The 14699-nt window shown below is 59.2% G+C and carries 14 protein-coding genes and 1 tRNA gene; 10 read left to right on the top strand and 5 right to left on the bottom strand.

Features of this window, described 5'->3' with window-relative positions; genetic code table 11:
- Nucleotides 1–60: 60 nt before the first annotated feature.
- Entirely contained in the window at nt 61–297 is a 237-nt protein-coding gene (locus NW834_RS01080; RefSeq protein ID WP_414418845.1) for an alpha/beta hydrolase, read from the bottom strand.
- 135 nt (nt 298–432) lie between these two features.
- A complete protein-coding gene (gene hisB / locus NW834_RS01085; protein ID WP_011432314.1) occupies nt 433–1053 on the bottom strand; it encodes an imidazoleglycerol-phosphate dehydratase HisB in 621 nt (206 codons plus the stop codon).
- A 311-nt stretch (nt 1054–1364) separates the two neighbouring features.
- Here hisB and NW834_RS01090 point away from each other — a divergent pair, with 311 nt between their 5' ends.
- The 5 genes from NW834_RS01090 (at nt 1365) to NW834_RS01110 (ending at nt 7386) form a co-directional block, all read left to right on the top strand.
- Entirely contained in the window at nt 1365–2780 is a 1416-nt protein-coding gene (locus NW834_RS01090; RefSeq protein WP_414418829.1) for a RecQ family ATP-dependent DNA helicase, read from the top strand.
- Nucleotides 2781–2927: 147 nt separating this feature from the next.
- Nucleotides 2928–4748, top strand: a complete 1821-nt coding sequence (locus NW834_RS01095) for a glycoside hydrolase family 3 N-terminal domain-containing protein (protein ID WP_414418828.1) — start codon at nt 2928–2930, stop codon at nt 4746–4748.
- Nucleotides 4749–5047: 299 nt separating this feature from the next.
- Nucleotides 5048–5341 (top strand): c-type cytochrome, encoded by a 294-nt coding sequence (locus tag NW834_RS01100; protein WP_414331830.1) that lies wholly within the window; start codon nt 5048–5050, stop codon nt 5339–5341.
- 9 nt (nt 5342–5350) lie between these two features.
- Nucleotides 5351–6022, top strand: coding sequence for a diacylglycerol/polyprenol kinase family protein (locus NW834_RS01105; RefSeq protein WP_414418827.1), 672 nt, complete (start codon nt 5351–5353; stop codon nt 6020–6022).
- Between the two features lie 71 nt (nt 6023–6093).
- On the top strand, nt 6094–7386 hold the full coding sequence (locus tag NW834_RS01110; protein ID WP_414418826.1) for a Glu/Leu/Phe/Val family dehydrogenase: 1293 nt from the start codon (nt 6094–6096) through the stop codon (nt 7384–7386).
- A 93-nt stretch (nt 7387–7479) separates the two neighbouring features.
- Here the strand turns inward: NW834_RS01110 and NW834_RS01115 are convergent, their stop codons facing one another.
- Both NW834_RS01115 and NW834_RS01120 read right to left on the bottom strand, forming a co-directional pair.
- On the bottom strand, nt 7480–7845 hold the full coding sequence (locus NW834_RS01115) for a hypothetical protein (protein ID WP_414374207.1): 366 nt from the start codon (nt 7843–7845) through the stop codon (nt 7480–7482).
- A gap of 324 nt (nt 7846–8169) precedes the next feature.
- Nucleotides 8170–8427, bottom strand: coding sequence for a helix-turn-helix domain-containing protein (locus NW834_RS01120; RefSeq protein WP_041436246.1), 258 nt, complete (start codon nt 8425–8427; stop codon nt 8170–8172).
- A gap of 320 nt (nt 8428–8747) precedes the next feature.
- Here NW834_RS01120 and NW834_RS01125 point away from each other — a divergent pair, with 320 nt between their 5' ends.
- The 4 genes from NW834_RS01125 (at nt 8748) to NW834_RS01140 (ending at nt 12917) form a co-directional block, all read left to right on the top strand.
- On the top strand, nt 8748–9857 hold the full coding sequence (locus tag NW834_RS01125) for an RpoD/SigA family RNA polymerase sigma factor (protein ID WP_414351534.1): 1110 nt from the start codon (nt 8748–8750) through the stop codon (nt 9855–9857).
- Nucleotides 9858–10533: 676 nt separating this feature from the next.
- Entirely contained in the window at nt 10534–11466 is a 933-nt protein-coding gene (locus tag NW834_RS01130) for a COX15/CtaA family protein (RefSeq protein WP_414329307.1), read from the top strand.
- Between the two features lie 53 nt (nt 11467–11519).
- Entirely contained in the window at nt 11520–12512 is a 993-nt protein-coding gene (locus NW834_RS01135; RefSeq protein WP_414351553.1) for a heme o synthase, read from the top strand.
- 147 nt (nt 12513–12659) lie between these two features.
- On the top strand, nt 12660–12917 hold the full coding sequence (locus NW834_RS01140; protein WP_414330173.1) for a hypothetical protein: 258 nt from the start codon (nt 12660–12662) through the stop codon (nt 12915–12917).
- A 386-nt stretch (nt 12918–13303) separates the two neighbouring features.
- Here the strand turns inward: NW834_RS01140 and NW834_RS01145 are convergent.
- Nucleotides 13304–13376, bottom strand: a tRNA-Ala gene (locus tag NW834_RS01145).
- A 253-nt stretch (nt 13377–13629) separates the two neighbouring features.
- Here NW834_RS01145 and sppA point away from each other — a divergent pair.
- On the top strand, nt 13630–14667 hold the full coding sequence (gene sppA, locus NW834_RS01150) for a signal peptide peptidase SppA (RefSeq protein ID WP_414351536.1): 1038 nt from the start codon (nt 13630–13632) through the stop codon (nt 14665–14667).
- Nucleotides 14668–14699: the final 32 nt, after the last annotated feature.

Here is a 14699-nt window from a genome sequence, read left to right on the forward strand (position 1 = left end):
TTCAACAAGACCAAGGAGGGCCATCCGACAAAGATAGCAGCCAGCCCTCTTCTCAGCTCCTCAGCTCAAGACACTTCTCACGGGAAAGTGTTCCGCACCTCTGCTGCGGACAAGGCCAGTTGGATCTGTTCTGGCCTCAGGTCTCGAATCAAAGTAGTGCGCAGAGGTGCTGGGATCAAAATCGCGTGTGAGCAAATCTGCCAAAGCTGCCTGCTGCTCTGGCGTAAGCCGCCGCAGATAAAAATCCAACTGCCGGCTCACCGTGCCATTGTGGGCAAACCGGGCCAGATCCTCCACGGGCAAGGAGAACTCAATCAAACAAAGGCGGCAGAAACACCCCCAAGCGCTCTGCACCCCCCATCTGGCCCAGACCGAAGAAAACTGTCCCCAATCCCAGAGCCAAGGCCAACAGTCTCCGTGGCCAGTTCATGCCTAGAGTACTCCCTTCGAACTAGGGATCCCTTCTTGTCGGCGGGGATCCCGTTCTACGGCCATGCGCAGGGCACGGGCAAACGCCTTAAAACTGGCCTCGACAATGTGGTGGGCGTTGAGACCGGCAGCTTGGCGAATGTGCAAGGTAAGCTGGGCGTGGTTGACCACCGCCTGATAAAACTCCCGCACCAACTGGGTTTCGTAGCGGCCAATGCGCTCTGTGGGCAGCTCCAGGCCATAGCTGAGGTGAGGGCGACCCGAAAAATCCAGCACCACCTGCACCAAAGCTTCATCCAAAGGCGCCCAAAAATGGCCGAAGCGATGAATGCCCCGCCGATCCTGCAAAGCCTGCGCCAGAGCCTGTCCCAGCGTGATGCCCACATCTTCGTTGGTGTGGTGATCGTCGATGTGCAGATCCCCTATGGCCTTGATCTGCAAATCGATCAACCCGTGGGTGCTGAGCTGGGCCAGCATGTGATCCAAAAAGGGGATCCCAGTATCGATCTCATGGCGCCCGCTGCCATCCAGGTTCAGATGAATTTGGACATCCGTTTCTCCAGTGCGACGGTGAACAGAGGCCGTTCTGGGCTGGAGCAGGCGCGAGGAGTCGAGGGCAGTCATGGGAAAAGTATCGAAGCAGGCGGGAAGTCCCAGCTCTAGGATCGCACAAGCCCGCCGCCATCGACACCTTCACCCATGCAGCAGGTGAGAATCCCTTCTCTGCCGGGGATCCTGATCCCAGCCCCCTGGACACGGGGATAGGTGTGACAGGGATCCCCTACAGGCAAGCCGGTGGGGCCGATCCTCTGCGCCCTCACCCCTTGGGAGAGGGGAGCTAGCAGGTTCAGCGGGATTTGAAATAGCCTATAAGACAGCTTCTCCCGAAATCGCTGTAGATTGCTGAAGGAAATTGTTGAAAAGGGGGTTGCCGTTTGCAAGATTGGCAGCAGATTCAGCGCGCCCTCAAGCAACACTGGGGTTACGAGAGGCTGCGCCCACCCCAGGATCAGGTGATCCGCGCTCTGCTGGACAAGCGCGACGCGCTGGTGGTGTTGCCGACGGGGTTTGGCAAATCCCTGTGCTTTCAGCTAGTAGCCCTGCTGCAAACAGGGGTGACGCTGGTGGTCTCGCCCCTGATCGCCCTGATGGAAGACCAAGTTCAGGATCTCTGGAAACGCAAGCTGCCGGCAGCCTGTCTCCACAGCGAACTGGATCCAGCCCTGCGCAAGCGGGTGTTGAAGGCCCTTGAGGAAAACCGACTGCGCCTGCTCTATCTGGGGCCGGAGACCCTATTCAGCCCCCCCGTTTGGCAACGGCTGCAACAGCCTCAGGTGCAAATCAACGGCCTGATCGTGGATGAGGCCCACACGTTGGTGCATTGGGGGGGATCCTTCCGGCCCGACTACCGCCGTCTGGGATTGCTGCGCCCGGCTCTGGCCCCGGTGAAGCCCTCTTTTCCCATCGCCGCTTTTACCGCCACGGCTGACCCCCAAACCTGCAGCCGCCTCAGCCAAATCCTGGGGCTGCGGGATCCGGAGCACATTCGCGCCGATCCCCTGCGGGCCAACCTCTCCCTCAATGTGGCGATAGCCTGGAGCCCGGCGGATCGCCGTCGTCGTCTGCTGCGATTCCTGGGCGAGAATCCCGGGTCGGGTCTGGTCTATGTGCGCACCCGACGGGATGGGGAAGAGCTGGCCGAGTGGCTGGGCCGACAGAACCTAAAAACCGCCACCTATCACGGGGGGCTGGAAGCGCGATCCCGCCGCCGGCTAGAACGATCCTGGCTGCAGGGGGAACTGCGCTTTCTGGTCTGCACCAACGCCTTCGGCATGGGGATCAACAAGCCGGATGTGCGTTGGGTGCTGCACTTTCATCCCCCGCCCACCTTGATGGATTATTTGCAAGAGGTGGGGCGAGGCGGTCGGGATGGTGGCCCTTGTCGGGCCCTGATGCTGGTCTCGGAGCCGACGGGCATGCTGGATCCCAGCGATCGCCGGCGCCAAGCCTATTTCTATTCCCAGCAGGAGCGCCTTCAGGCCCGAGCACGCCACCTGCTGCAAACCTTGCCTCAGCAGGGATCCTACGCCGACCTGCCGCCCGGAGAGGCACGGGTGGCCTTGGGTCTGCTGCAGGAGATGGGCTGCCTGCACTGGCCGGATCCCTTTCGCTTTCAGGTGTTGCACCGCCGTTGGCAGCCTTTAAGACGAGAGGATCCCTGGCAAGGGATGGAAGCCCTCATCCACGCCCGCGGCTGTCGGTGGCAGGCGATCTTGCCCTATTTTGGCTACCCTAGGGAGCAGCCCGGCCTGCCCTGTGGCACCTGTGACCGTTGTCGGCTTTCTCGTTAGCCCTCAACAGCCCGCTGCGAGCCGCAACCGGCAGGAGTGGCTATCATGATCTGCGTTTCTGCAAAGGGAGCAGTTCCCCTTGCTGACGAACTTTCGGCTGTGCCTATGAGTGTTTCCGGATCTCCGCTCGAGGAACTTGACCGACCCTTGTCCCTAGCCCGGCAGGTGGCGCAACTGTTGGTGGTGCCGGTCTCGGCCCGTCTGGGATCCCAGTCTCCTCCCCGAGAGATCCTCAAACGGCTTATCCAGGAGGTGGGGATCGGGGGCATCTGGCTCACGGATGGCCACGTGGCCGAGGCCCTGCTGCTGATCGAGGAGGCCCAGTCTTGGACGGCTCTGCCCCTTTTGGTGGCAGCCGAGGTCGGGCGGGGGCTGGCCCTGCAGGGGGCGACCCCTTTCCCCCATCCTCTAGGGTTGAGCCGCCTGGGGGCGGAAGCCGAGCGCTGGGCCGAGCAGTGGGGGCGGATCACGGCGCGGGAGGCGGCGGCCATCGGCATCAATTGGTTGCTCAGCCCGGTGGCAGAGCCGCTGGGGGAAGGGGCGCTGGCGGAGGATCCCCTGTCTGCTTTGCAACTGGCGCGAGCTTTTGTGCGCGGATGTGAGCAAGCCACCCCGGGCAGCACAGGCGGGATCCTAACCACAGCCAGCTCTTTTCCGGGCAAAGGCTGGAGGGATCCGGTTCAGGCCGGACTGAAGCCATCCCCAAAGACAACAGACACCCCCTGGTGCCCCCGATTAACCCTGACCCTAGCCCAGCTCCAAGAGGGACCTTGGCTGCCTTTTCGAGGTTTGGTGGAGCAGGTGGGGGCGATCTTGGTTTCCCACGTGGTGCTGCCGGAGTGGGATGAGCGCTGGCCTATCACCCTGCTGCCGGGGCGGCTGACCCAACTGCTGCGCCAGGAATGGGGGTTTGGTGGGCTTATCGTCGTGGATAGCCTCGATCAAGGCTTTCTGGCAGAGCTGGCCGTTCGCGTTAGCGGGACGGAGTCCTTTCCCAACTCATTGGCCGTGCGGGCTTTCCAGGCCGGTGCCGACCTAATTTTGGCCCCCCCCGATCCGATGGCATCCTTGGCAGCCGTTTTGGAAGCGGTGCAACAGGGATCCCTCAGCGCAGCCCAGCTTGCCCAGTCGGTGACGCGGGTGCTGCGGGCCAAACAGCGACTCCTACCCGCCGCCTCAGCTCTCCTCCAACAGGTGTGGCCGGCCCTGGCAGAAACCGACTTCAGCGCCCTTGGCGGATGGATGGGAGCCAAGGATCCCACAGATCCGGCCCTCAACCGTGGCTCTCCCGCCGAGCAACTGAAGCCTTTGCTGCTGGGGGATCCCATCTCCAAGGACAAGGACTCCGTTCCGCGGACGCGAACGGCGTTGGGAAAGTTGTTCAACAGGCGCTCCCACCTGACCTCTGCTCTGCACAGAGCCGCACAGCTGGGATCCCTCTTGGCCGAGAAGGATATCGCCCCCTGTCAAGCGGCTATGGCCCGCGGTGGCGTGGAAGGAGGCCGGCCCCTCAGCCCGCCCGCAGAGCCCGGATGGTTGAACTGGATCTGGCAGGATCCCCCCTTGGGTGCTGCCGATGTGCAGTTGCAGTCTCCCGCCCTCCATGTTCCGGCTGCCCTGGGCATGCTTCCTGTGCTCAGCGATGCCCTTACCCCCCTGCCTTGGTTGGAAGCCGCTCTAGACAACGCCCCAGGATTCATCTTCCAAGGTTTCCTTCGGGATCCCTTGCCCAACTATGTGCTGGATTGGCTGCAACAGCATCGGGAGCGGGTGGCAGCGGTCGTCATTTATGGTAATTTATCTCTCTACCGCCGCCTGCAGGCGCACTTTCCATGGGCCAATGCCATCCACAGCCTCAACCGGGATCCCTGGGCTCAAGCGGAGGTGATGGAGCGGCTCTTTCCCAACCGTTCCCCCTCAGAGGGATCAAAGTCTCACGTGGCCCAGCCAACCATTAAGAAAAAGTAAATACCTTTACAGATTATTGGCAGGGAAAGGCTCCTGAGTTATCGTGTTAGTTGAAATGTAAAAGATTGAAACGGTTTCTCTCAGCGTTGTCTGTGTCTCCCTCCCTCTCAGAGACCACTCAATCCCGCAGCAGCCAGTCATCAACTGGCAGTTGGGTTGAGTTTGAGCAAAAGCGACTTCAACCTCCATCCCAACGACGTTTACAACCCTTCCTCAAATCCTTGCAGCGATTCTTTACAAGTGTCTGGGCTCAGAAAACTCGGCTGGGTCTTGCCCTTCTCGGCCTAGGGCTGGCGATATTGACCTGGGCTTGGCTGGGTGCCGGGGCTCGTCTGGATCCCTACACAGAAGCCGTCCTCAGCTTACAGGGGCAGGTTAGCCATGGTGCATCCTTGTTTGCCCTCAACTGTGCAGCCTGCCACGGAGAAGAAGCGGATGGGCGGGTGGGGCCCAGTCTGCGGGGGGTGAGCAGCCGCCGCTCGGATCGGTTTATTATTCAGCAGGTGACCGGTGGCAAAACGCCTCCCATGCCCCAGTTCCAGCCGGATCCTCAGGAGATGGCAGATCTGCTCAGCTACTTGAAAACCCTCTGAGGCCGTTTCATGGGCCTGGCCCAGCAGCTTGCTTGCTATGCTCTCTGGCTGGCCGCCGTATTTGCTTTTGCGGAATGGCTGCGCTCCCGGCAGGTGGACGGGGAATGGGTGCGCAAGGCCATTCACATCGGCGTGGGCAATATCATTTTGTTGGCTTGGGCCTTGCAAGTGCCCCGCTGGCTGGGGGTGGGATTCTCTCTGGTGTTCGCCGGCTTGGCGCTGCTCTCCTACCGAGTGGCCATCTTGCCCAGCTTAAATGGGGTCGGTCGCCGCAGCTTTGGCACCTGTTTCTACGCCATCAGCATTGGTCTGTTGCTGTTTTGGTTTTGGCGGCCACAGCGACAGGTTTTCGCGGTGATCGGCATATTGGTGATGACGTGGGCCGACGCCTTGGCAGGGTTAGTGGGCAAAACTTGGGGCAAACACCCCTACCAACTGGGATCCATTCAAAAAAGCTGGGAGGGATCCCTGACCATGTGGGCGGTGAGCAGCTTGGTGATCGCGGCTCTGCTGCTGGGGTACTTTGGCTTCTCCCCCTCTTTGCTGGCCATCAGCCTCTTGGTGGGGGGGATAACCATGGGGCTGGAGGTGTTCTCTTGGTGGGGGTTGGATAACCTGACCGTGCCCCTGGCCAGTGCCGGCCTCTGTTTTGTTCTGCTGCAGATCCTCAACTATTTGTAACGCTTGCTACGGAACGTTCCTCTCCCGTCCCCGGCGGTATAGTGTGGAAACAGCCCTTGCTTCTCTTCGCCATGGCTGCAAGTCCTGCGTTGGCCTCTTCTGCCCCTCCCTCTCCCGCCCATATCTGTCCCCTTGCCCAGGCCTGCAGCTACCTAGATTGGGCAGCTCGCGAGCTGAAACTGGATCCCGGCTGGGTGGCAATCCTCAGCACCCCCCGCAAAGTGGTGACGGTGGCGATCCCCGTGCGGCTGGATAACGGACAAATCCAAGTGCTGGCCGGCCATCGGGTGCAGCATTGCAACGTTCTCGGCCCCTACAAAGGGGGGATCCGCTACCATCCCGCGGTCACCCTTGAAGAGGTATCGGCCTTAGCGATGCTCATGACCTGGAAATGTGCCCTTATGGGCATTCCCTACGGTGGGGCCAAAGGGGGGATCCCCCTCGATCCCAAGCGTTATTCGGTCTCGGAGCTGGAGCGCATCACCCGCCGTTACACCAGCGAGCTGATCAAGGATATCGGCCCTGCAGAGGATATCCCCGCTCCAGACATGGGAACTTCCGCCCGCGAGATGGCCTGGGTGATGGATACCTATTCCATGAATGTTGGGCATGCGGTGCCGGGAGTGGTGACGGGCAAACCTCTCTCGATTGGGGGATCCCGAGGGCGAGAACTGGCCACCGGACGGGGGGTGATGATCACGGTACGGGAAGCCTTGGCCCGACATGGTGGATCCCTGGCAGGGGCAACGGTGTTGATCCAAGGCTTTGGCAATGTGGGCGGGGCAGCGGCCAGCTTGCTGTATCAGGCAGGAGCCAAAATTGTGGCGGTTTCCGGTAGTTCTGGGGGCCTTTATAACCCCAAAGGACTGGATATCCCAGCCCTCAAAGCCCACATGAAGGAACGGGGAGGCCGCATGGCGGGCTTTCCGCAAGCTGAGCCCATTAGCAATGCCGACCTGCTGGTGCAAAAAGCGGACGTGTTGATCCCTGCCGCTCTGGAAAATCAAATTGCCGAAGCCAATGCCCACCAAATTCAAGCCCGGATTGTGGCAGAAGCTGCCAACGGGCCAACCACCCTTGCCGCCGACCGGATTTTGGAATCGCGAGGGATCCAGGTATTGCCGGATATTCTGACCAATGCCGGTGGGGTAGTGGTGAGCTATCTGGAGTGGGTGCAGGGACTCTCTTACGTCTTCTGGGATGAGGAGCGGGTCAATCAAGAGATGGAAGGTCTGATGGTACGTGCCTTTGAACGGGTGGTGCAGGAGGCAGAACGGCGGCAAGTGTCGCTGCGACTGGCTGCCTACACCCTGGGGGTAGGCCGAGTGGCGCAAGCCCTACAGGATCGCGGCCTTTACCCGTAGACGCTCCCCCACCTGGAGACCGGGAACTCTTGGCTCAACAAGCCCACTTGCCAGGGTTCGGCTGCCCAAACTCCGCTGGAGGTAGTCCTTTTCTCAAGCCCGACGGCGTTCTTGCTCCTGCTTTTCCTGCTGCTGCCATTGCTTGAGCAGCTCTTTTGCCGCCTGCGGGGTAAAGTAGTCCAGCTCCATCAGCTTACGGTAGGTCAGAATTTGTCGCATCTCCAGGGGCATATCTGCTTTTTGGTAGAAGTAGCGAATGCGATTGATGTTTTGCTCCATTTCTGTAAACTCTTGCTCCCGCTTGATCTGCCTTTCCTGCTTGAGCACTTCATGGGGAGCGGACAGGCGGCTGTAGTTGGGGATCCGTTGCGTGCCTGTGGTTTTGCTGGCAGCAGGCAGACGGTGGCCTCCGGTTTGTCGGCTGTTGGCCTTGTTGGAATTGAAGAAGAAAGAGAGCATCGGCAAACCTCACACAAACAGATAAACGGCGGGAGCTTAACGCCAAGTCAACAATATCAAGTTTAGGTGAAGAAGCCTGTGATCCCGATCCTTCTTGGAAAAACCCGTACTTCCGGCGCGGCGCTGTATCTCTCTGCTTTTCCCACCCCCGCGGATGGTCAAGGAAAAGCTGGGGTTTGGCCTCAAGCCAATCTATTCATGAGTCCAGCCTACCGTGTTTACACGGAAAATGACTGAGATCACGTCCGAGAGTACAAGGTATTTAAGTATCTTCACGTCCTTTTGTTCGGGATCCCTGTATCGGATGTACTTTCCCGCAGGCCGCTACAGGTGGGATTCATCTCCGCTCAGCAGCCAAGTGACCGATACCCCCAACGCCTTGGCAAAGGCCACCAGTTCCTTGTCGATGACGCGCCGTTTTCCCTTTTCCACCTGGCCAATTTTGACGTAGTCCAACTGCACACCGTACTTGGCCAAGCGGCCCGCCAGTTGATCTTGGGTGAGTTGCAGCTTCTCCCGTACCCAGCGCACCCGCTCCCCAATCAAGTTGGCCGATGGATGGTGCCGGTCGTTAGACTCCATAGGAGCAGAAAGCCGTAAATATTCTTTTCCAGACTGAGGAAGTTGAGGGATCCTCACATGGTAGCCTGAGCTGGCAAGGTTCCCTTTTCCTGGGATCCCACCCGGCAGCCGTTGAGCTGACTGGCTCAGGAACAATCTTATCTCAAGGTCTAGATCGAAAATCGCTTACCGCTTTTTGCCGGGCAACCCCTTGCCTACAAGGACTTGACGGATGGGATCCCTGCTGTTCCCGCATCTAAACGGAAAAATCTCCGGACAAAAAAGAGGGTCATGATCGATTTTCGCTCGCAGCAGCAGCAGAAACCTTTTTAGACTGGGAGATGAAGTTCTCTCCTCACCTGGCCGTGGTTTTTTCTCGTCCTCATCCTGAACACTCTGCCTCTTCGCCTCAGGAGTTCGACGATCTCTGGTTCGACCCCGAGTCTGCCCCTCAAGACGACCTCGCAGAAGTTGACTCAGAGCCAGGGGCCGGCGGATCCCGGTTGAATGAAGACGCTGTCGATCACTACCTGAATACCATCGGTCGCGTGCCCCGCATCGATCACGCTGAGGAAATCGAGTTGTCGCGCAAAATTCAGCAAAAGCTCCTCATCGACCAAGCCCGGCAGGAATGGCGGCAACGGCGGGGGGAGGATCCCAGCGATGAGGCTCTGGCCGAGGCCCTGCAGATTTCCGTATCCACCCTTCGCTCCCGCATCCGACAAGGGGAGCAGGCTCAGCGCAAGCTGGTCAACGCCAACCTGCGCCTGGTGGTCAGTGTTGCCAAAAAATACCTCAATCGGGGGGTGCCCTTTTTGGATCTGATCCAAGAGGGCAATATCGGGTTAATTCGGGCCACCGAAAAATTCAATGCCGAACGGGGGTTTCGCTTCAGCACCTACGCCCATTGGTGGATTCGCCAAGGCATTACCCGCTGCATTGCCAACCAAGCGCGGACGATTCGCCTGCCGGTACACATGGTCGACAAAGTACGCCTGCTCAAGCGCACCAACCGCGAGCTGATGAAGCTGCAGGGGAGGCGGCCCACCGAAGCGGAGCTGGCAGAAGCCTTGGGCATTAAAGTCAAGAAACTGCGCATGATCCAACAGGCTGCTGCTTTGCCCCTGTCGCTGGATGTGCCGGTCGGCCAGGAAGGAGAAAGCCGCCTTGGAGATTTGCTGCAAGATGAGCGGCAAGAGCAGCCCTTTCAAGGGATCCTCGTGCAATCGATGCAGCAGGATGTGCGTTCTGCCATGCAAACCCTGAAGCCGATTGAGAGGCAAGTGCTGGAGTTGCGCTATGGGTTAGACGGGCAACAGGCGAGAACCCTGCGGGAGGTGGGGGATCACTTCAACCTAACGCGGGAACGGATTCGTCAGATCGAGCGGGATGCCCTGCGCAAATTGCGGGTGGGCTATTCTTCGCGGGCTTTGGCCCAGTACATTCGCTAGTGGCTACAGGCCTGGCAGACCGATTTCCGGGCCAGCTTCTGCCCAGGGATAGCCTTTTTTCAATCTTCTTGGGTTGAACACCATAGCCCCTTGCAGCGGCGATGATAAGGATCCCTTATCCCCTGAGCCTATTGGGGCTGATGACCCCCCGGCTACCTCATCTTCACGACCAGAGCCAGTGGGAAGGACTTTGGCAGCTAACCTCTTTGGTCGTTGAGGAGTTGGCTGATCGGTTTCCTCTGGCGCTCAGGCATTGTAGTCATTCCAAACGAGATTGAGACACTCCCGCTGCCGCCCAAACGCTTCGCGCCGCTGCCGCGACCCCTCTCCCAGGGGGAAAAGGATTGGTCTGCTGGCTTGACTTCCCAGAGGTGCCTAGGATTCGGAACACCTGTGCGCCGAGAAAGAAATTCTTAAAAAGCCTTCGCCAGCCACAAAACCGCATTTAGGATTGGCTTCGAGGAATAGTCAGCGAGTAACCTGCGTCTTTGTTTCCAGATGGCCCGATACCAAGCCGGCTAGGCTTTTTCAGCCCAGCCTCTTTTTCAGTGCAGATGCTCGAGCCGTCAGCCCAGTCTTTGCTATGCCTTCAACTGCAATGGATTCTTCGATCTTTCATCAATCCCAACCTTCTTCCCAGCGGAATCCTGTGCTCTCAGACAAGCTTTCCCTGCGTATGGGACAAGCCCTACTGGGGTTAGCATTGGCCACTTGGCTGCTGATGGGGTTAGGCAGTGCCACCCGCGTCATGAATGCTGGGCTGTCCTGTCCAGATTGGCCCCTTTGCTACGGGGCAATTGTGCCCAGCCAGCAGATGAACCTACAAGTCTTTTTGGAATGGTTTCACCGCATGGTGGCTTCTGGGGTAGGCTTGGCTACGCTGGTTCTGATGGGGTTTGCTTGGCTGAAGCGTCAGGCATTGCCCACTTGGCTGCCCTGGGGTTTGAGCTGGGCTTTTGTTCTGGTCTTGATGCAAGGGATCCTGGGTGGGCTGACGGTCACGGAGCTGCTGCGCTTTGATATTGTGACGGCCCACTTGGGCACGGGCCTGCTGTTTTTTGCCACTTTGCTCACCCTGGGATTACTGATCTGGACAAGAGCCGGTTCTAAGGACTCCATCCTGCCGCTGCGACTGGGTGAAGGGCCATTTTCCGTCGGCTACTTGCCTTGGCTGGGCTTGGGGGCGGTGCTGCTGGTGTATGTCCAGAGCCTTCTGGGCGCCTTGGTGGCCTCCCAATGGGCTTTGCATCAATGCTTTGCTGCCGGCGAGCTGTGCTGGGTGATGAATAGCCACTTGCTGGGGGTTGCTCCGGCCACCCTTGGGGTGTTGGCGGTAGCGGTGGCCACCGGGCTGCGGCGCAAGCGGATCCCCCGCCTTCTCAAGTTCTTGGGCCATGGGTCTGTTGGCCTGCTGTTGGCCCAGGTGGGGATCGGTGTTTTGACCTATCATTACCGGCTGCAGGTAGAACCCCTAACGGTGGCCCATCAGATGATGGGGGCAGCTTTGCTGGCCTGTCTGCTGGGTTTTACGGTGCTGGCCTGGCGAATGCGAACCCAGGGGGAAGAAGGCCAGTGGATGGCCATGACCGCAGAAATGACCGGTGAGTGAATTTCATGCAAGATAGCGTTTTAGTCGACCGTCAGGCTTCCTACCAGAACCCGATGGGGGGGATCCCCTCTGAGCAGAGCCCATGTGCTCTGGGGTGCGAGCGCCAGGCGCTTGTCCAGGTTTTGCGCAGCTACAGCCAGTTGGTGAAGCCCAAGATCATCGCCCTCTTGCTGATGACGACGGCTGGGGCCATGTGGATGGCAGGCAACACCGACCCGTTCAGGTTTTTCATCACCCTTTTGGGGGGAGGAATGGCGGCGGCGGCAGCCAACGTCATCAACATGGTGTATGACACCGATATCGATCGGATGATGGAGCGAACCCGTCATCGCCCCTTGCCTTCCGGTCGAATCCGAGCGCAGGATGCTCTGATTTTTGCCGGGATCCTGGCTTTGACTGCTTTTGGGCTGTTGGCCACGTTCACCAACCTGCTGGCTGCCAGTTTGGCCATGGTGGGGATCCTGGTGTATGTGGGGGTCTATACCCACTGGCTGAAGCGTTCCAGCACGCAAAATATTGTCATCGGTGGAGCGGCAGGAGCGATCCCACCTTTGGTGGGCTGGGCAGCAACCACAGGCGAGCTCAGCTGGGCCGCGTGGGTGATGTTCGCCATCATCTTTTTGTGGACTCCACCCCACTTCTGGGCTTTGGCCATTCTGAAGCGGGAAGACTATGCCCGTGCCGGGGTGCCGATGCTGCCGGTGGTAGCGGGCGAAAGACTCACTGCCGCACAGATTTTGCTCTACGCGCTGCTGATGGTTCCGGTCAGCCTGTTGCTGGTTTACCCCTTAGGGATGCTGGGATCCTTTTATCTGAGCGCGGCGGCGCTGCTGGGATCCCTCTTGGTTTGGAAGGCGGTGCAGTTGCTGCAGGATCCCTGCGACCGAGATCGGGCGGCCTCGCTCTTCACGTTTGCCAACCTGTATCTGCTGCTGTTGTGCGGGGCCATGGGTCTGGATAGGTGGTCGTTAACCCACATCCTCTGGAGCCAGGCCACTGCGTCCCTCCAAGGGATTTACACCACCCTCATAGCGCTGGCCAGCTGACTTGCGCGAATGGGGGATCCCTGGGTTGATAACCCCCGTTGGCCAGCCGGTTTTTCCTCAAAATTGCGGCCCATTCTCAGAGAGTGACACTCCATACCGTGCAGGGTAGAATGAGCTAATCATTAGCCAAGCAAGACACACCCGGCCATGACCAATGAGGAAATTGAGACGCGGTTTGTCCAGTTGGCCGAAGCTGTGACCAGGGTGGCCAATACAGTTGCCCAGGTTACCGATGCTCAGCTTGCCTTGCAGACCCTTTCAGGGCGTCTCGCCGAAGTCGTCCTGGAGTTAAGGCAGGAAGTGCGAGAATTGCGGCAGCGGCAGGCCGAGTCGGATCAACGCTTTGAGGTTCTCCTTCAGGAAATCCGCTTCTTAATCCGCCGTCAGGGAGAGGGGCAAGCGTGAGTTGGGAAATCGCCTGGTGGAAGCCCCTGAGATAGGTCAGGATCCTCTCCGTGGAAAGGGTGAAAACAGCGGAGGATCCCTTGCTGCCTAAGGTTTGCTCCCAAGCAGAATACTTTCATTATTTCAAACAGCAATGAAACGGCTTGCTGCGTCGATCCCTAACTCCCCTCTCCCAGGGGGAGAGAAGAAGCCCAGAAGCCTTGCTGGATAGGACTGTCTGGGCTTGGGGAGATGTTGCTGAACCGTTTCGCAACGCATAGTCACTTATCTCACCGTCAAGGTGAAACAAACAACCGCTTGCTTCCTGCTAAGGCCTCCGGCCCGCTAGCGCAAGCAGTAGAAATAGATGGTAATAGAAGCCACGACTGCTATCGGCCCTCTGGGGATGGAGCTTAGCGGACTTGAACCGCTGACCCCTTCAATGCCATTGAAGTGCTCTACCAACTGAGCTAAAGCCCCAATCACTTGGCTTCGAGCCAGAATCCCGCTCAAGGATCCTACCCTCTACTCCAGCTTACACTGGCAACCTGCAGAAGATGCCTCAGCGGTAAAAAACGCTGGAACCTGATCGTAAATAAGTGGAGGATCCTTGTCAATAGCTTGGATGGCTCAACCGAGATGAGGAGTTTGCTTGGTTCTCAGCCTTTTGGTGTCAGACGTTGCGAGAAGCCCGCGGGGTGGTAGAACGGAGTCAGTGGCAATTGAGGGGCCTGTGACACAAGAAACTCAGCTTAACCGCATTTTGGCGGCTTCTTTGCTGGTCGTCTGCCTTATTGCGGCCATTGTCGGGGGCACGCGCCCTGCCCCAGAGCCTACCCGAGGCGGGGTTGGCCTAGAGGCCGCACGGGGGGCGGATCGCATCGAGGTGGTCACCCTGGAAGGAACGATAGGCGGCCCAGGGGGTTCGACTTTGGTAGGCCTGCCCACTTCTCCTGTGGAACAGTTGCGGGAGGCAGCACGGGATCCCTCTGTCAAGGCTGTATTGCTGCGCATCAACAGTCCCGGCGGAGCTGTGGGATCCAGCCAGGAACTCTACCGTGCCGTAACTGCTCTGCACGAGGCGGACAAGCCGGTGATCGCTATCCTAGAAAACATTGCTGCCAGTGGGGGGTACTACGTGGCCAGCGCTGCCGACAAAATCTATGCCAACCCCGGCACCCTGACCGGCAGCATAGGGGTTATCATCAGCGGCCTCAGCTTTGGTAAGCTGCTGGAAAACTACGGGATAGAGCCGCAGACCTTCAAAACCGGCGAGTACAAAGACCTTCTCTCTCCTTTCCGCAGTGCCACTCCTCAAGAGCAGCGCCTTCTGCAAAACTTGGTGGAGGATACCCTCGAGCAGTTCATTCGCGATGTGGCCCAAGGACGCCAGCACTTGCCAGAGAAGGCAGATGAGGTGCTGGAGGCGGAGATGATCGCGCGGCGGCAGAGCTTGGATGAAGCCCGGGTGCGACAGTTGGCCGATGGGCGCATCTTCACCGGGGCACAGGCTGTGGAGGTGGGCTTGGTGGATGCTTTGGGGGGCTACACCGAAGCGGTGGAGGATCTGCGGCGCATGACCGGGGATCCCTCTTTGTCGCCGGCGGGTGAGGGAGAGGGCTTCCAACGAGTACTGCGACGCCTGTTAAGCCAAGGACTGTCCTCGCAAAGGCAAGCCGCTTGGCTGGGCCGGCTGTTGGAGAGCAACGAGGCTGTTGGGATCCCAGACGTGCCGTTGCTGTGGATGGCGCCGGAGTGGACTTTGCGCTAAACCTAAATCTAATCAGGACGGGTTTTGGGTGT

The sequence above is a fragment of the Synechococcus sp. R60.1 genome, from assembly GCF_047461835.1.
GTDB lineage: Bacteria > Cyanobacteriota > Cyanobacteriia > Thermostichales > Thermostichaceae > Thermostichus.